Origin of the sequence: Butyrivibrio sp. X503, assembly GCF_003625475.1 — a bacterium.
Lineage (GTDB): Bacteria > Bacillota > Clostridia > Lachnospirales > Lachnospiraceae > Butyrivibrio.
The window spans coordinates 24,299-41,600 of sequence record NZ_RAIQ01000011.1 but is presented as its reverse complement, the minus strand read 5'-3'; the positions used below and the strand labels follow the sequence as shown (position 1 = coordinate 41,600).

At 39.0% G+C, this 17,302-nt stretch carries 19 protein-coding genes; 3 read left to right on the top strand and 16 right to left on the bottom strand.

Annotated features, from left to right (window positions below):
- Positions 1–470 precede the first annotated feature (470 nt).
- The 13 genes from D6853_RS14715 to D6853_RS14655 form a co-directional block, all read right to left on the bottom strand.
- The gene (locus D6853_RS14715; protein WP_120658761.1) at positions 471–875 is read right to left on the bottom strand and encodes an amino acid-binding protein; all 405 of its coding nucleotides are present in this window, start codon (positions 873–875) and stop codon (positions 471–473) included.
- Between the two features lie 112 nt (positions 876–987).
- The gene (locus D6853_RS14710; RefSeq protein WP_120658760.1) at positions 988–1,353 is read right to left on the bottom strand and encodes a response regulator; all 366 of its coding nucleotides are present in this window, start codon (positions 1,351–1,353) and stop codon (positions 988–990) included.
- A gap of 86 nt (positions 1,354–1,439) precedes the next feature.
- Complete coding sequence (locus D6853_RS14705; RefSeq protein WP_120658759.1) at positions 1,440–3,092, bottom strand: AMP-binding protein; 1,653 nt, start codon at positions 3,090–3,092, stop codon at positions 1,440–1,442.
- Positions 3,093–3,100: 8 nt separating this feature from the next.
- On the bottom strand, positions 3,101–3,856 hold the full coding sequence (gene accA / locus D6853_RS14700; RefSeq protein ID WP_120658758.1) for a carboxyltransferase subunit alpha: 756 nt from the start codon (positions 3,854–3,856) through the stop codon (positions 3,101–3,103).
- Between the two features lie 21 nt (positions 3,857–3,877).
- Positions 3,878–4,711: an acetyl-CoA carboxylase carboxyltransferase subunit beta gene (locus tag D6853_RS14695; RefSeq protein WP_120658757.1), complete on the bottom strand. Its 834-nt coding sequence runs from the start codon at positions 4,709–4,711 to the stop codon at positions 3,878–3,880.
- Positions 4,712–4,714: 3 nt separating this feature from the next.
- Positions 4,715–6,043: an acetyl-CoA carboxylase biotin carboxylase subunit gene (locus tag D6853_RS14690; RefSeq protein ID WP_120658756.1), complete on the bottom strand. Its 1,329-nt coding sequence runs from the start codon at positions 6,041–6,043 to the stop codon at positions 4,715–4,717.
- Position 6,044: 1 nt separating this feature from the next.
- Complete coding sequence (fabZ, locus tag D6853_RS14685; RefSeq protein WP_092248902.1) at positions 6,045–6,485, bottom strand: 3-hydroxyacyl-ACP dehydratase FabZ; 441 nt, start codon at positions 6,483–6,485, stop codon at positions 6,045–6,047.
- 11 nt (positions 6,486–6,496) lie between these two features.
- Positions 6,497–6,925 (bottom strand): acetyl-CoA carboxylase biotin carboxyl carrier protein, encoded by a 429-nt coding sequence (locus D6853_RS14680; protein WP_120658755.1) that lies wholly within the window; start codon positions 6,923–6,925, stop codon positions 6,497–6,499.
- A gap of 12 nt (positions 6,926–6,937) precedes the next feature.
- Positions 6,938–8,173 carry a beta-ketoacyl-ACP synthase II gene (gene fabF, locus D6853_RS14675; protein ID WP_120658754.1) on the bottom strand — a complete coding sequence of 412 codons (1,236 nt, stop codon included), beginning with the start codon at positions 8,171–8,173 and terminating at the stop codon, positions 6,938–6,940.
- Positions 8,166–8,906, bottom strand: a complete 741-nt coding sequence (gene fabG, locus D6853_RS14670) for a 3-oxoacyl-[acyl-carrier-protein] reductase (protein ID WP_120658753.1) — start codon at positions 8,904–8,906, stop codon at positions 8,166–8,168. The genes fabF and fabG overlap by 8 nt, the downstream gene beginning before the upstream one ends.
- The gene (gene fabD, locus D6853_RS14665; RefSeq protein ID WP_120658752.1) at positions 8,899–9,834 is read right to left on the bottom strand and encodes an ACP S-malonyltransferase; all 936 of its coding nucleotides are present in this window, start codon (positions 9,832–9,834) and stop codon (positions 8,899–8,901) included. The genes fabG and fabD overlap by 8 nt, the downstream gene beginning before the upstream one ends.
- A gap of 13 nt (positions 9,835–9,847) precedes the next feature.
- On the bottom strand, positions 9,848–10,777 hold the full coding sequence (gene fabK / locus D6853_RS14660) for an enoyl-[acyl-carrier-protein] reductase FabK (protein WP_120658751.1): 930 nt from the start codon (positions 10,775–10,777) through the stop codon (positions 9,848–9,850).
- A 20-nt stretch (positions 10,778–10,797) separates the two neighbouring features.
- Positions 10,798–11,019, bottom strand: coding sequence for an acyl carrier protein (locus D6853_RS14655; protein WP_120658750.1), 222 nt, complete (start codon positions 11,017–11,019; stop codon positions 10,798–10,800).
- A 151-nt stretch (positions 11,020–11,170) separates the two neighbouring features.
- Here D6853_RS14655 and D6853_RS14650 point away from each other — a divergent pair, with 151 nt between their 5' ends.
- Positions 11,171–12,019 carry a MerR family transcriptional regulator gene (locus D6853_RS14650; protein ID WP_120658749.1) on the top strand — a complete coding sequence of 283 codons (849 nt, stop codon included), beginning with the start codon at positions 11,171–11,173 and terminating at the stop codon, positions 12,017–12,019.
- Positions 12,020–12,024: 5 nt separating this feature from the next.
- Here D6853_RS14650 and D6853_RS14645 read toward each other — a convergent pair whose 3' ends face one another.
- The gene (locus D6853_RS14645) at positions 12,025–12,969 is read right to left on the bottom strand and encodes a type I phosphomannose isomerase catalytic subunit (protein WP_120658748.1); all 945 of its coding nucleotides are present in this window, start codon (positions 12,967–12,969) and stop codon (positions 12,025–12,027) included.
- A gap of 140 nt (positions 12,970–13,109) precedes the next feature.
- Between D6853_RS14645 and D6853_RS14640 the strand changes: the two genes are divergently transcribed.
- The gene (locus D6853_RS14640) at positions 13,110–14,492 is read left to right on the top strand and encodes an MATE family efflux transporter (protein WP_243108373.1); all 1,383 of its coding nucleotides are present in this window, start codon (positions 13,110–13,112) and stop codon (positions 14,490–14,492) included.
- Between the two features lie 152 nt (positions 14,493–14,644).
- Positions 14,645–14,929 (top strand): HU family DNA-binding protein, encoded by a 285-nt coding sequence (locus D6853_RS14635; RefSeq protein ID WP_022766405.1) that lies wholly within the window; start codon positions 14,645–14,647, stop codon positions 14,927–14,929.
- Between the two features lie 80 nt (positions 14,930–15,009).
- Here D6853_RS14635 and D6853_RS14630 read toward each other — a convergent pair whose 3' ends face one another.
- Both D6853_RS14630 and D6853_RS14625 read right to left on the bottom strand, forming a co-directional pair.
- Complete coding sequence (locus D6853_RS14630; protein ID WP_120658747.1) at positions 15,010–15,561, bottom strand: hypothetical protein; 552 nt, start codon at positions 15,559–15,561, stop codon at positions 15,010–15,012.
- Positions 15,561–16,409, bottom strand: coding sequence for a ParA family protein (locus D6853_RS14625; protein WP_120658746.1), 849 nt, complete (start codon positions 16,407–16,409; stop codon positions 15,561–15,563). Before D6853_RS14625 ends, D6853_RS14630 begins: the two co-directional genes overlap by 1 nt.
- Positions 16,410–17,302: the final 893 nt, after the last annotated feature.

Here is a 17,302-nt window from a genome sequence, read left to right as displayed (position 1 = left end):
CTTTAAAGACAGCGTTTCCGTTGTCATATAATGCAAGAATCTCTTTATCCGGCTCATGATTGTATGCCCAACTCTCGACTTTTTTACCACAACCGTTAAGAGTAAGCGTAGCAAAAACCAGTATGCCAACAAGCAATGACTTCTTTAGATTTTTCATGTTGCTGCCTTCTTTTTGTTTTCTAAACCTCACGGCATAATCTAGTATATATGATAAAAAAATATGATTGAAGGTAAATCTTTTACCTCATCAAGTACTTTTTTTACTTCTTGACGATAAAAGATAATTTTGTGCTAATTTTTTTGTGCAGAATGTATGTTAATACTTTAACGCTTTAGAATTGCGCTCGGGATTATTGATACTTTTATACATAATGCACATTCTTTTACGTCAATCTGACAAGGCGGCGTTAATAGAAAAAACCGCATAAAAAAACACAGGCATTTGCCTGTGTTTAAAATATCCGTCGTTATTAAATACAATTATATCCCTTGTTTATAAGTATATTTTCAACCTGCTTGGTGTCATCAGTGTGGATAACCATAATGGGAAGTCCGGATTCTCTGTTAAATGAAAGATATGTATAATTAACGTTTATATTGCTGGAATATAGGGTTTTAAGAATCTTGTCTAAAGATCCGACTTCATCGGGACACTCAACCGCAAGCACGGGAGTCGTTTTACAAATATATCCGGCTTCACTGAGAACCTCCAGGCTCTTTTCAGGATCTGAAACGACCATCCTTATAATTCCATACTCTGCAGAATCATTGGTAACCGAGCCAAGAATATTCACCCCACTGTCACACAGGATTCCTGTAATATTCTGAAGGCATCCCTTTTTATTCTCCGCGTATATTGAAATTTGTTTTAGCATTTTTCATTCTCCTCACTATGCCATTCGGCGTATGCATGTATTCTAACATTATGACAAACTCATGTCCAGCAAAAAAGCGAGACAGCTAAGCTATCTCGCCATGAATACACCATCATTCTTCAAAAGCTTTCTTAACTGCCTGTAATACGTCTGATTTCGTAAAAGGCTTTACTATAAAATCTTTAGCACCTTTTTTTATTGCCATTACGATCATATTCTCATACTTCTGATCAGAGCACATAAGAACTTTTGCCTTTGAATCAATTTTCATAACGGCAGTAAGCGCGTCTATTCCATTCATCTTGGGCATATTTATATCCAAGATCATTAGATCCGGTTTCTTTTCCTTATATAACTCTACCGCCTGCTCTCCCGTAACCGCCTCACCCACAATCTGAAATTCTTCGGGATCTAGCGCAGACCTAAGCATTTCTCTCATCAACGTAGTATCATCAGCAATCAGCACTTTTTTTCGCATAACGTCTCCTTATATGATGCAAACACTTATCGCAATAAAGTTCTATATACTTAATAATAACACATAAGTAAACGTTTTTTACAGCATCATCTATTATTTTGATAATCTGCCTGTCTGATCTTTGCTCTACTGATCTTTCCTGTAGACGTCCTTGGAAGCTCATCTACAAACTTGATAATTCTGGGATATTTGTATATAGCCACTCTGTTTTTTACAAATTCCTGTATGTCTTTGCTGAGCTTTCCATCATCAGAATATTCTTTATTTAATATGATACTTGCCTTTACGACAGCTCCTCTGTTCTTAGAAGGATACGCTGTAACCGCACATTCAAACACCGCCGGATGGCGCATCAATATATCCTCAACCTCAGAAGGCCCGATTCTATATCCGCTGGATTTTATAACATCGTCATTTCTTCCGATAAAATAAAAATGTCCGGTGTCGTCAATTATTGCTTTATCCTTGGTATGATAAATTCCACCATTCCAGATTTCTTTGTATAGCTCTTTGTCACCAAGGTATCCTTTGAAAATACCTATTGGTCTTTTATCATCTTTGGGAACGATAACTATCTCTCCCTCTTCTCCGACAGGAACAGGATTATTATCTTCATCGACCAATTTTATGTCATAAAGAGGTGATGCACATCCGATGGTACCCATTATTTGTTCGGATCCTACTTGTGTACATATCTGAAGAGCCGTCTCAGTCTGGCCAAATCCCTCTCTGATCGTAAGTCCTGTGAGTTCGGTAAATTTTTTGGCTATTTCCTTGGGCATGGGCTCACCTGCAGTTGTAACATAACGCAAGTTATTTAAATTATATTTGCTAAAATCCTCCAAAACAAAATACTTATATATCGTAGGAGGAGCGCAAAAAGTTCGTATTTTTTCTCTTTCCAGAAGCCTTAACATATCTCCGGCATAGAACTGCTCATAATCATAAACCATTATCGCAGCGCCCATAAACCACTGTCCGTACAACTTCCCCCAAGCAGATTTGGCCCATCCCGAATCTGCTACGGTAAGATGAAGCCCGTCTTCCTCAACACCATGCCAATTTTTTGCTGTAAAAATATGTGCAATAGGATATGAAAAATCATGTATAACCGCCTTGGGCTCACCACTTGTGCCTGATGTGAAATAATAAAGCATATCATCATCAACATGAGTTGCTACTCTTTCAAACTTATCCGAAGCTTCATCCATTAGTTCGTCAAAAGACATCTTGTCTTTATATTTATCGCCAACCACAAGTTGTATGGAGTTGATTCCATCAAGCGCCTCATCAACTTTAGAACAGATCTGATCCGAATTCACGCAAATAACCACTTTAGCACCAGCAAGCGTTACTCTTTGCCTTATATCTTCTGCCGAGACCATGTGAGAGGTCGGTATCGCAACTGCCCCAAGTTTATGAATAGCAATTATACTGATCCAGTATTCAAATCTTCTTTTTAATAGAAGCATAACCGAATCACCGCGTTTTACTCCGAGCTCCTTAAGCATATTTGCCGCCTTATCAGACAATTCCTTAATCTCTCCGAATGTAAAACGTCTATCTTCTCCTTCAGCGCTTCTGTGAACAAGTGCAAGTTTATTCGGTTCTTCTTTTGCAAATCTGTCAACTACATCATATGCGAAATTAAAAGTATCATCATATTTTATAGCTATATCAACAATACTTCCGTTGTCGCTTTTTATTTCTTTATAATAATCCTGGTATATTCGAGCCATCTTTCCACCTAGTATCCGATATTTCTGAATTTCTGATATCTTTCATCAATAAGCGTATCTTCATCTTCTTCACAGAGCCTTTTTAATTCCGAATAAATATCTTCGGCAAGCCCTGCAACATCATCTTTTTTGCATATTTTGTCGATCAGTCCTAGCTTGTATAGCTTTTCAGATGTAAGAAAAAGTGCATCTGCAACCACGTCTGCTTTTTCTGTACTTTTCCACAAAATATTAGCGCAGCTCTCAGGAGAAACCACGCTAAAATAGGCATCTTCAAGCATCCATATTCTATCGGAATGACTAAGCGCAAGCGCTCCGCCGCTTCCACCTTCGCCTATTACAACAGACAAAATAGGCGTTTTTAAATCCGACATTTCGTACAAATTTTCTGCAATGGCTCGTCCTTGTCCACGCTCCTCGGCGTCAACTCCGCAAAAAGCGCCGGCTGTGTCTACAAAGCATATTACAGGTCTGTGAAATTTCTCGGCTTGCTTCATTAGTCTTAACGCTTTCCTATATCCTTCAGGGTGAGCGCTTCCAAAATTATGAGCAATTCTGTCCTCTGTATTTTTACCCTTTTCGATACCTATAACCGTAACAGGCATATCCTTAAGCATTCCGATTCCGGCTATTACTGCGCCATCATCTCCGAAATACCTGTCGCCGTGAAATTCCGTAAATTCTTTTATTGTACCGTTTATGTAATCTACTGCCGTGAGTCTGTCTTCGCCTCTGGCTCCCAGCACTATATCGTAATCTTTCATAATAATCCTCTTGGTTTATGATTAGCAGTTGTGCATTCTGAGAAGCTTTTCAAGATAGCTCTTTTGCTGATCTCTGGGAACAATAGCATCTAAGAATCCGCATTCCAGCACACTCTCCGCCTTCTGAAATCCCTTTGGAAGAGCACGATTAAGCGTCTTTTCTATAACGCGAGGTCCGGCAAATCCTATTCTTGCGTCGGGCTCAGCCAATGTTATATCGCCAAGCATAGCAAAACTCGCATCAACCCCTCCGGTAGTAGGATTTGTCAAAAGAGCTATGTATAGATTCCCCTTATTGCTGTGGCGCTTAACAGCCGCCGATACTTTGGACATTTGCATAAGGGAAATCATGCCTTCCTGCATTCTGGCACCTCCGGAAACCGTAATGCCCACAACCGGCAATGATTTTTCCGTTGCATACTCAAAAAGACTTGTTATCTTTTCCCCTACAACGGCGCCCATTGAACCCATCATAAAATTTCCATCCATAGCGAAAATACAGCTCCTGTGCCCGCCAATCGTCGCTTCTCCGCAAATTACGCCTTCAAATTCCCTGCTCTTTTCCTTGGCTGCTTGAAGTTTGCTGTCATATTCCGGAAAACCCAAGATATTTTTGGATTCATATTCCCTATTAAGCTCTACAAAGCTTCTTTTATCCGTAAGCATGAGTATTCTTCGTCTTGCCCTAACCGTAAAATAGTGGCCGCAATTGGGACAAACAAAATTATTTTTTCTTATCTTTGCTACAGAAACATCTTTCTGGCATTTCTTACAGGTTACTTTTCGACTTCGAATCCTGTTTCCACTGTATTCCAGCTCATTATTCGCTTTTAAAAAAAGACTTCTTAGTTCCATTATTTATAAAACCTTTTGGCATATACCCGTGTCATAATTTCCAACAACAAATTTGCCGTTCTCCATAAATTTCATATGCATCTCGCGGTTATTTTCGACGCCTACAAGAACAAATTCAGAAAGTGCGCTCTTCATCTTTCTGATTGCACCGTCTCTGGTATCCGCGCATACAATTAGCTTACCAAGCATTGAATCATAAAATGGTGTCACTTCATAATTCTGATAAAGAGCAGAATCAAATCTTACATCTACACCGCCCGGTATGTGCAAAAGCTCAACTTTTCCGGTAGCCGGAGTGAAATCCTTGGAGTTTTCAGCGCATATTCTGCACTCTATTGCATGCTTCTTGTGAGCAATATCTTTTTGATCAAAAGGAATTTCTATTCCGGCTGCTGTTCGGATCTGCCATTCCACAATATCTATACCGCATACCATTTCAGTGACCGAATGCTCAACTTGGAGCCTTGTGTTCATTTCCATAAAATAATACGCGTTATCTTTTACGAGAAACTCTACTGTTCCTACCGTAACGTATCCTACAGCTTTAGCAAGCGCTTTCGCTGATTCATACATTGACTGTCTAAGTTCTTCCGACAAAACAGGTGCCGGACACTCTTCTATAAGCTTCTGATTTTTTCTCTGCACTGAGCAATCCCTGTCGCCAAGAATAACTACTTTTCCACTCTTATCGGCAAGAATCTGAACTTCCACATGCTTAACGTTTTCAAGATATTTTTCCATAAAAACTGCATCGTCAGCAAAAGAGTTTTTGGCCTCTTTCTTAACCTGCTCAAGCGCAGAAACCAACTCGTTTTCTTCTCTTACCACGCGAATTCCTTTTCCGCCGCCGCCCGCTCTTGCCTTCAGGATAACGGGATAACCTATTTTCTTGGCCCATTTGATCGCGTCTTTGTCATTCTTCAAAATATCGCTTCCGGGCGTAATCGGGACCCCAGCATATTTTGCAACTTCTCTTGCAACCTCTTTTTGTCCCATCTTCTCCATAACTTCTGCACCAGGGCTAATGAGAGTAATATTTTTTTCCTCACACCTTCTTGCAAATTCCGGGTTCTCTGAAAGCATTCCATAACCCGGATGAATTGCTTCTGCACCGACCGCCTGTGCCAGAGTTATTATCACATCCATATTAAGATAGCTGTCTTTTACAAGCGGACCGCCTATGCAATAGCTTTCATCTGCCATCTCGACGTGGAGCGCATCTGCATCCGCATCGGAATATATCGCTACTGTCTCAATACCCATTTCTTTGCAGGCTCTTATAACTCGAACCGCTACTTCACTACGATTTGCAATAAGAATTTTAGAAAACATATTATGCCTCCTTACTGTCACCTTCGCCTGTGATCGCAAAAGAGAAATCACCGCTCATGCACTTCTTACCATCAACCGTAAGCTCACCATGAAGCACATACATAGGATGAAAAGACCTGATAAGCTTAGTATCTATCCTTACCCTGTCTCCGGGCTTGACCATATTACGGAATCTCACTTTGTCAAGCCCCGTGTAAACGGGGATACAGCCTTTTTTGTTCATCATTTCTTCGAACATAATACATGCAGACTGTGCCATCATTTCACACTGAATAACTCCGGGAACAATAGGATTTCCCGGAAAATGGCCCTGTAAAAAAAACTCATCTCCTCGAACCTGATAATATCCCGTGGCAGTACCATCTTCGTTCAAATATGCCTCATCCACAAGAAGCATTGGCTCTCTGTGCGGAAGTATATTCTTTAGTTCTTCTCTGTTCATAAAAACCTCTTTTATCCAATAACAAAAAGCGTCTGGCTGTATTCAACAAGTGTCCCTTCTGTAACACAAACAGCTTTTATAACTCCGTCAGCAGGTGCTTTTACTTCGTTCATCATCTTCATTGCTTCGATAGTGCAAAGAACATCTCCGCTTTTCACACTGTCACCAACTTTAAGCGCAGGTCTGTCTCCGACTGCAGCATAAAAGATTCCAAGAAGCGGTGCTTTTACCGGAGTTCCTTCAACTGTTTCCTGCGCATCGCCGCTTTCTTTTTTCTCTGTCAAAGCAGGCTCGTCCTGCTTGGTAGACGCAACCGGAACACTCATCGAAACCGCCGGTGCCTCTTTCTTTAAAAAGAGCTTAAAATCGCCCTCTTCAACCGACAATTCCGTAAGATTTAATTGTGAAAAAAGCTCTTTATAATCCTGTAATGAATTCATATCGGCCCTCTCTTATTTAACCTTCTTAAACGCGATACAAGCGTTATGTCCACCAAAACCAAGAGATGTGCTGATAGCACATGTAACATTGGCAGAAACTGCTTTGTTCGGAGTATAGTCAAGATCCAACTCTTCGTCTTTTTCCTTGTAATTTATTGTCGGAGGAATAATGCCCTCTTCAAGAGCAAGAACAGAAGCGATAGCCTCTACGGCTCCTGTTGCTCCCATCATATGTCCTGTCATGGATTTTGTTGAACTCACATGAATATCGTATGCCCTTTTTCCAAAAACATCTTTTATTGCTTTTGTTTCCATTGCATCGTTAAGGTGTGTTCCTGTTCCGTGTGCATTGAAGTAAATCTCTTCATCTGCGCCAATCTGCGCTTCCGAAACAGCAGCTCTAATCGCACGGACAGCTCCGTCTCCTTCCGGATCAGGCGCTGTAATGTGATATGCATCCGCTGTATTTCCGTATCCCACAACTTCCGCGTACATCTTGGCTCCGCGCTTTTTGGCATGCTCATATTCCTCAAGAACAAGTATTCCTGCTCCTTCTCCCATTACAAATCCGGCTCTTCTCTTATCAAAAGGAAGACTTCCGCAATTGGGATCATCTGAAAGATTTAGCGCCTGGCAGTTAATAAATCCAGCCATAGCAAGCTCATTTATTGAAGCTTCGCTTCCTCCTGCGATGATAGCATCAGCATATCCATGCTTTATTGCTCTATACGCCTCCCCCAATGTATGTGTGGAAGTGGCACACGCTGTCACGATAGGAAGCGTAGGGCCTTTTGCACCAAACTTTATCGAAACCGCACCTGCAGCCATATTTCCGATCATCATGGGAACAAAGAATGGTGATACCATCTCCGGTCCTTTTTCATTAAGCTTGTTTGTTTCTCTGATAGTTGTATTTATTCCGCCGATTCCGGATCCGATATACACACCGAATCGCTCTTTATTAAGATCGCTTTCTAACAATCCGCTCTGTTCAACGGCCTGCTTTGATGCAGCCATAGCGTACTGCATGAAAAGATCAGATTTTCTGATTTCCTGAACCGTATCATAATACTTCTTCGGTTCAAAATCTTTTACTTCCGCATCAAGACTAACCTTGAGACCTGAAGCATCGAATCTCTTGATCTTATCGATTCCGCATTTTCCCTCTTTAAGACTGTTCCAAAAACTATCTATGTCATTTCCCACCGGGGATATAACGCCCATTCCTGTAACTACTACTCTACACATACATGCCTCCATCTACTTTAATTACTTCTCCGGTTATATACGATGAATTATCACCAGCTAAAAACAACGCCAGCTCAGCTACATCATCCGGGGTTCCAAGTCTTGTAAGAGGAAGCTGTGACATGAGTTCAGATACCTGCGCTTCACTTAGTTCCTCTGTCATTTCGGTAGTAATATATCCGGGTGCAATAGCGTTGCACCTTACATTTCGTCTGCCGTATTCTTTTGCAACAGACTTCGTGAATCCTACTATGCCGGCTTTTGATGCAGCATAATTCGTCTGTCCCTTATTTCCCATAAGGCCTACGACAGAACTGATATTAATAATGTTTCCATGGCGCTGCTTTACAAAATTTCTTATAAACGCTCGCGTGACAAACATTGTTCCTTTCAAATTGATGTCAACAACATCATCAATATCCATAACACTAAGACTCGGTAGAAGGTTGTCCCTAGTTATTCCTGCATTATTTACAAGTATGTCAACCTTGCCCAAATCGGCTATTATCTCTTCCGATACGGAAGCAACCTGCTCAGCATCACGAACATCACAAACATAGAGCCTTGCATCTGCTCCAAGCTCTTTCATTGTTTCTATTGCTTTCTGCGCTCTTTCACTATCTCTTGTGGCAATAATCGCAAGTGATGCACCGTTTTGCGCAAATTTATTAGCAATGGCGTTTCCTATTCCTCTCGTTCCACCTGTTATTACCGCAACTTTCCCTTTAAGCATTATTCTTTAATTCCTCCGTTGTAAGCTTCAGTGAATCCAAATCACTTACGTTATAGATCTTGGCTCCCGGAATGGTTCTTTTAACAAATCCTGATAAAGTCTTACCCGGGCCACATTCTATAAATGTATCTACACCGTCTTGAGCCATGTTTGTTAAAGTCTCTTCCCACTTTACACTGTTTGAAATCTGCTCAGTAAGCGTCTCTACAACTTTTTCCCTTCCATCGGGATAAGGCTTAGCTGTTTTATTAGCATAAATAGATATATATGGCTTATTTATGTTATATAACTTTTCTGACTCGAGCTCTTCTTTTAGTCCTTTAGATGCTTCAGCCATATATGGCGTATGGAATGCGCCTCCTACAGCAAGCTGAACGAAACGAACTTTCTTTTCCGTAAGAACCTCTTTTAGCCTCTCAATATTCTCGGCTTTTCCGGAAACCACAATCTGCCCCGGACAATTAAAATTGACAGGATACACTTCATATTCTTTGCAAAGCTGTATAAGTTCTTCCTTATCCATCCTCATGACTGCGATCATGACCCCGTCAACTTTCTCTGAGGCAGTCTGCATAAGCTTTCCTCTTTTGCATACAAGCTTAAACGCTTCATCTGTTGAAAGAGTTTTTGACGCAGCCATGGCAACAACTTCCCCTAAGGAGAATCCTGCAACCGCATCTGCCTTTATGCCGTTCTTTTCGAGCGCAATCGCGCCGGCATAATCCGCCAAGAAAAGGCAGGGCTGTGTGTTCTCGGTTTTTTTCAGTTCCTCTTCTGTTCCGGAAAACATCTGCGTTAGTGTTCCGGGTCTAATCCCTTCGGCGCTGTCAAAAAGACTCTTCACCTCCGGAATGTTCTCATACAGATCCTTTCCCATTCCTGCATATTGACTGCCTTGTCCGGCAAATAAAAAAGCTATTTTACCCATATAATCTCCAAAATCATGCACCCATCAGTGCCGCTGCTTCATTACAAATGCTAGTTATAATCTCTTCACAAGTATTCTCGCTATTAACAAGACCTGCGATCTGCCCACACATACAAGAACCATATTTAACATCGCCTTCTATTGCTGCTCTTCTGAGTGCTCCGGCGCCCATTGTTTCAAGTTCTTCCTGTGTTGTTGAAGGGTCAGTTTCTTTCTTCTGGAACTCTCTGGTCATACGATTCTTAAGAGCTCTGACCGGATGTCCTAATGTCTTTCCTGTTACGATCGTGTCTCGATCCTTGGCTGCAAGAACCTTTTCCTTGTAGTTGGCATGAACATTACATTCTTTTGCCGTAAGGAATCTTGTTCCCATCTGAACAGCCTTAGCGCCAAGCATATATGCAGCCGCCATTCCTCTTCCATCTGCAATTCCGCCTGCCGCAATAACCGGAATGTTTACAGCATCCACAACCTGAGGAACAAGTGCCATGGTTGTAGTCTCTCCGACATGACCCCCGGACTCGCACCCCTCAGCGATAACTGCACTTGCACCCATTCTCTCGACCATGACAGCCAAAGCCACGCTGGCAACCACGCAGATGACCTTAATGTTTGCTGCTTTAAGCTGATCCATGTATTTTGCAGGGTTTCCTGCGCCCGTGGTAACGACAGATACTCCTTCCTCGCATACTACTTTTACTGCCTCATCAATGAATGGGCTCATAAGCATCAGATTTACGCCGAAAGGTTTGTTTGTCAGCTTTTTGGCCTCTTTAATCTGAGCTCGCAGCTGTTCTCCGTTTGAATTCATGGCTGCTATAAGCCCCAGTCCTCCGGCGTTGGAAACTGCCGCTGCAAGCTGCGCATCGGCAATCCACGCCATTCCTCCCTGAATAACAGGGTATTCTATTCCTAGTAATTCACATACAGGATTCTTATTCATTTCAATCCCCTCCAGACAGATCACTGCTTCTCGATCAACTCAACAAGCTTATCAATAGTTGTAATCTCCTGAGAAAGCTCTATCTTACAATCAAGTTCTTCCTGCATCTGCATTACAAGCTCCATGATGTCAAGTGAATCAAGACCAATATCTGTGAATGTGTCACTTGACTTGATCTCTGATTCTTCCTTATCAAGATACTCTGCGATTATACGAATAATTGTTCCTTTTACGTCCTTCATTTTGTTTATCTCCTTTTAATTCATCTCTTTTTTCCAATATCTACGCTCATGACATAAATAATGGGTTGTTTAATCTAAATTCTTTGTTACAATAATCTTGGGGCTTACCCCCAGGTCAAGGAAAAATTTTATCAATTTTACGAGGGTTTTAATGACAACTTTTCAAAATAATCAAGATGACGATTTAGAATACACACTCACTGTGAGCCAGTTTGCAAAACTATGTGGTACAACAAGAGATACTCTTCGCTACTATTATGAACAGAACATTATCAAACCACGAGTGGATCCCGACAATGGTTATCACTACTATTCTGCGTCTCAGATTAGCTCTTTCTTTTTCATCTCAACAATGAGGCAGACCGGGTGTTCAATTAAAGAAATCCGTAACATCATCTACAATTCTTCCAAAGAAAGTATCACTGATCTTGTAAACTCCAAAATAACAGCAATGCAAAGAGAGCTTTTTTCCATAAACAAAAAAATCAGTGCTCTTCATCTTGGCATGTGGATTTTGGATAAATATGAAGATCATGGGCCCGACAAACCTTATATGGACATTTTTCCAGACATAAGCGTTACTACGACCAAGATTGAAAACAAAATAGATGCCTATCACGCCGCAGACATTGCACGAGATATTTCCGTCCATATGACCAGAGTAAAAGACGATGATACGCTCTCCACCTTCCCTTCTGGCGTTACTATGAATTACAACGATCTGATAAAAAAGAATTACGTATATAACAGTATAATCAGCTTGTCTTTCCTTCCTGCCGACAACACTGACTCTTTTCCTCTACCAAGCTCCAAGGCAGTTTGCTGTTACCACGACCATCACTCACCTATAATAGAAAGAACCTATCAAAAGATGGTTTCATATATAAAAAAGAACAGGCTAAAAGCCTGCTCTGATCTATATTCTATAAGTCTGATCAATTTATATAACAAAGAAGAAACGCATTCCTATTTTAAATACTTATTTATATGCGTCGAATAAATACATTATGTCTCAGAAGGAACTGTAGTCAAAAGAAGTTCGGCTTTTCCTTCTATAGATACCACCCCTGTATTTGCTTCAACAAACAAAGACTCTCCTTTTTTTACCCTTATCTTTTTGTCCCTTGATGAAACAGCACACTCTCCGTCTATTGTAAGTATGCTGACAAAAGAATCTGCTCCTACTTCTTGTTTATAACCTTTTCCCTCTTCTATTACTACTCTATCAACACAGAAATAATCACAGATGGCAACATGTCCGTCTTTGGGAACATATTCTTCAGGTCTTGTTAGCTTTGTAACATCGAGCGCTTTTGAGATATGCAGTTCCCTTGGCTTTCCGTCTGCACCTATTCTTCCATAGTCATATATTCTATATGTGACATTAGAGTTCTGTTGGATCTCAGCAAGCAAGATACCCTCGCCTATTGCATGAAGCGTCCCCGGCGAAATAAAAATCACATCGCCTCTTTTCACATATCTTTTATAAAGAACTTCAGTCAATGTGTTGTCTTTTATACGCTTCTCAAATTCTTCTTTATCTATCTCTTTTTCAAAACCCTGATAAAGAAACGCATTTTCTTTTGCTTCGAGAATATACCACATCTCAGTCTTCCCATACTGATTCTCATGTACCATCGCATAATCATTGTCGGGATGCACCTGGATAGATAATTTCTTTTCAGCATCAATAAGTTTTATAAGTATTGGGAAATCTTCAAATCTCTCACAATTGCCACCCAATATAGTCTTTTTTTCTTTTACAAGCTGCGACAACGTCTGCCCTTCTTTGATATCATCTGTTATTAATGATTGTCCATCTTTGTGGCATGATAAGACCCATGCTTCCGCGCAAACATCTCCTTCATATTCAACACCATATTCATCTGTGAGTCGATGTCCCCCCCACAAATAATCCTTACATGCTGGTTTTATTTTATATATACTCATTATTGATATTCCTTTTTCTTACTATCCTTACTGCATTATATACATAATTTGTGTATATGTCATTCTATAATTAGGATATAGATTATCTCTTTTTTTCATGTTATACTACACTGTCATATAATTTATTTAGAGGATTTATTATGAATAAAGAAAACAAGATGGGCGTTATGCCCGTTAAAAAACTGATATTGACAATGTCTTTGCCGATGATGATATCTATGCTGGTACAGGCACTTTATAATGTCGTAGACAGCATTTTTGTTTCCAGGATTGCTGGCGATTCCATTAAAGCAGGCGAATATGCTCTTACGGCCGTATCTTTAGCTTTTCCAATGCAAAATCTTATGATCGCTTTGGGGTCCGGTACCGGAGTAGGAATCAATGCACTCCTTTCCAGATCTCTTGGTGAAAAGAAATTCGAAAAATCTAATTCTGCTGCAAATATGGGTATTCATATAACATTTATAAATTACCTGATCTTTTTAGTTATAGGTCTTCTCTTTTCAGCCTCGTTTATTCAACGCCAAACCGATTCCGCTGTAATTGCATCCTATGGCGCAACTTACTTGCGCATTATAAGCTGCTGTTCCTTAGGTCTTTTTTTTCAAATGACTTTCGAAAGACTTCTTCAATCTACCGGTAAAACTTTTTACAGTATGATATCACAGGCAACCGGTGCGATAATCAATATCATTTTTGATCCTTTGCTTATTTTTGGAATAGGTCCATTCCCTATGCTTGGAATTGCAGGCGCTGCCATTGCTACTATCTTAGGTCAGTTCCTTGCAGCCTCTATTGGTCTTTTCTGTAATCTGAAATATAACAAAGAAATTCTTATTTCATTTAAACAGATAATAAAACCGGATTTTGACACTATCAAAGAGATAATGTTTGTTGGTTTCCCTTCTATCTTGATGATGTCAATCGGTTCAGCTATGACTTTCATGATCAACCTTATTCTAGGTATATTCTCTTATACTGCAATAGCTGTATTTGGTGCTTATTTTAAACTCCAGAGTTTCTTCTTTATGCCTGTATTTGGACTTAATAACGGTCTTATACCTGTTCTTGCTTATAACTATGGTGCCCGTTATAAAGATCGTATAAAGCAGGCACTCCGCTTTGCTGTTTTTCTTGCTGTTTCAATCATGGTCAGCGGAACCATAGTATTTCAGCTTATTCCTGCCACTCTTATAGGTTTTTTCACTTCATCAGCAGATTCATCGGCCGATTTGACTGCAATTGGCATTCCTGCGCTTCGCATAATAAGTCTTTCTTTCCCTGTCGCAGGACTTTGTATTGCCTTAGGTTCTGTTTTTCAGGCTTTTTCTAAAGGATTCTATTCCCTGGCGGTTTCAGTCGGAAGACAGCTTCTTGTACTTGTTCCTGTAGCGTGGTTACTTGCTCAGACGGGAATACTCAACCTCGTATGGTTTGCTTTTCCCATAGCTGAGGTAGCTTCGCTTACTATCTCTGTCATTTTGTTCAGAATACTCTACAAAAACACTATTGCAACACTTTAAAGATATAATTCATGCGGTTTTTCAGTATTGTGCACTAAAAACCGCTATAAATTTTGGCGATTTTTCGAGTTAAAACCCTTGTAAGGCGCATAAAAACGTTGTAAAATCTTGTTTAGTAGTAAAAATACTCAATTTGAGGGAGGTATTATACCATGAATAAGACAGAACTTGTTGATGCTATTGCAAAAGAGACTGGTCTTTCTAAGAAGGATTCAGAGAAGGCTGTAAAGGCTTTCACAGACGCTGTTTCAAAAGAGCTTAAGAAAAAGGGCAAAGTTCAGCTTGTTGGATTTGGTACTTTTGAGACTGCTAAGAGAGCAGCTAGAACAGGTAAGAATCCTCAGACTGGTGCAGCTATCAAGATTCCTGCAGCTACAGTTCCTAAGTTTAAAGCTGGTAAGGCTCTTAAGGATGCTGTTAACGGCAAGAAGAAATAATCTTATTTGTATATAATTAAAGAACTGTAAAAGGTAATTCCTTTTACAGTTCTTTTTTTGTTTTCATTTATCTATAATTCTTACTTTCTCTTCTTTAGCCTCTCTTCAAGTGCCTTGTGTGCTTCGTAAATATCCATATTTTCGCTCATATCTTGCTCTATAAGGCTTCTAATGTATTTAGTAGCTGACATATTGGCTGCCTTGGCCATATGCTCAACATAATCCCTATATCCTCTGATATCAAGCAGAAGGAATTTCTCCTTTTCATATCGACTTGTTTTTTCTTGCTTATCGGCTGCTACTGTCCTTTTTTCTTTTGTTGCTGAGTTTTGTCTTAAAATTTCCTCTACCATTTCTGTTGGCGTGGGTTCTGGCTTTTTCTCTTCTTTTATTTTTTCTAAATTTGCCTTCTGAACTGTAGGTTCTTCCGTCTTTTCAGATAATGTAATAGCTTCTTTGTCTATTTCAGCCTCTATTTCTTTTACATTATTATTGCTATTTACACTTGCTTCCACATTATTCTCTATGCTTGTTTTTTTCTCATTTTCCTCTTTAATAGGAGTCATTCCTGCAAATAATCCTTTACCGGTCTTATTCACACTCTTTTTTAAAAGATCCGCTTTACTTGCCATCACTTATCCTCCTCTAAAAATTCATCGATAAAATCATCATAGTCTCTTGCCGCTGAAGAACCGCTTGCATACTCAAACAGATCCATTCTCATTGTTTGTGCTTCCTCGACCGATACATTTAATCTTATCCTTGATTTATATACCTTCGTTCCAAGTAGTTTCGCCTTTTCTTCTATATCTCCGATCCAAATCTTTGAATTAGCTGTTTTTCTTACCTTAGTAACAAGTATCCCGTCCACTTTTAGTCTATCGTTCGTATAATCATGTATTTGTCCAATGAATTTATAAAGCCTTGAAAGACCTTGCAAAGAATATGCACCCGGTTCAAGAGGTATTATTACCTCATCCGCCAAGGTTAATATATTCATAAGTACTACACCCAGCGCCGGGCTACAATCAAATACACAGAAATCATATTCCTTGTTTAGTTTCCCAAAAGCTTTTTCCATCAACCTTTCACGGCCTATATTATTAAATGTCATATCCGCCGATGCAAGATCTATTCCTCCAACGATTAAGTCCAAATTTTCTGCTATTGGAATAATTGCTTTGTTAATATCCTTTTTAGAAGATTTCTTGTCTACTTCAGATTCCATTACTTCAAAAAGCTTTGCGGGAACATTTCTATAGAAATAATCTTGTTGTTCCTCCGATAATCTTTCTATTTCTTCAGGATCTGGATCTATTTCATTAAGATCGATTCCGGCTGTCATAGATAGATTCTCCTGCGGGTCCGCATCAACAACCAATACCTTGTATCCTCTTTTAGCTAAGCCAACTGCCATCGCATAACTCGATGTCGTTTTAGCTACACCACCTTTTTGATTACTGAACGCTATAATTCGCATATCTCCTCCTGTAAACACATATCTTCTAAATGTTATATATCATATATGTCGCATCAACATTATATACCCATCTGCGTGCACATATAATTCATAATGTATATGTATTATATAACATTATTATATCTTTTCATATAATAAAATTTATATATTATTATTTATCAATATGTTCTATGATTGATATTGCTGATATATTTTATCTTTATTATCTATTCTATATAACATATCTGTTTTATTTGTATTATACATGCTCAATATAATCATTGTATATTCATTACATGCCTCTAATATATATTTAATATTCATGTTATATATTGTATATACCAACTCATCTCCCTTTGATCACTGGACGCACCTATCATATCCAAAAGATATCATGTTTACGGCCCAGTTATGATACATGTATTAAATAAACAATATATGTTATATAGCTTTCGAAATTAGGCAATGACAAAAAGCTATCAAAAACTATTAAATATCGTATCAATATGATATATCATAAAGATGTTATATATATTGTATTGTATATATAGTCGGAATAGTTAATATATATGTGATGTGTTAAATAGCAAAGATATGTAATATGATATAAATATTATAAAGATAGTAGATATTGTAAATACTCTAAATATATGATAGAGTATAAATGATATAAATAGAAAAAATATAATGTATAAAAAAATAACTTATAGTGTCCCCAAAAACAACGATACAAAGCTGAGGCGTTTACATATACTTTCAAAAAGTATCAATAAAACAAGAACAAAATAAATCAAGTTATAGAGCGATTTTAACCAACACCTCTTAGATTACATAATTGGATCTGCCCCCATATTATTGAATATAATTGATAATAAAAATCAAATAAAGCAAAATCATGTTGATGCAATAAATGT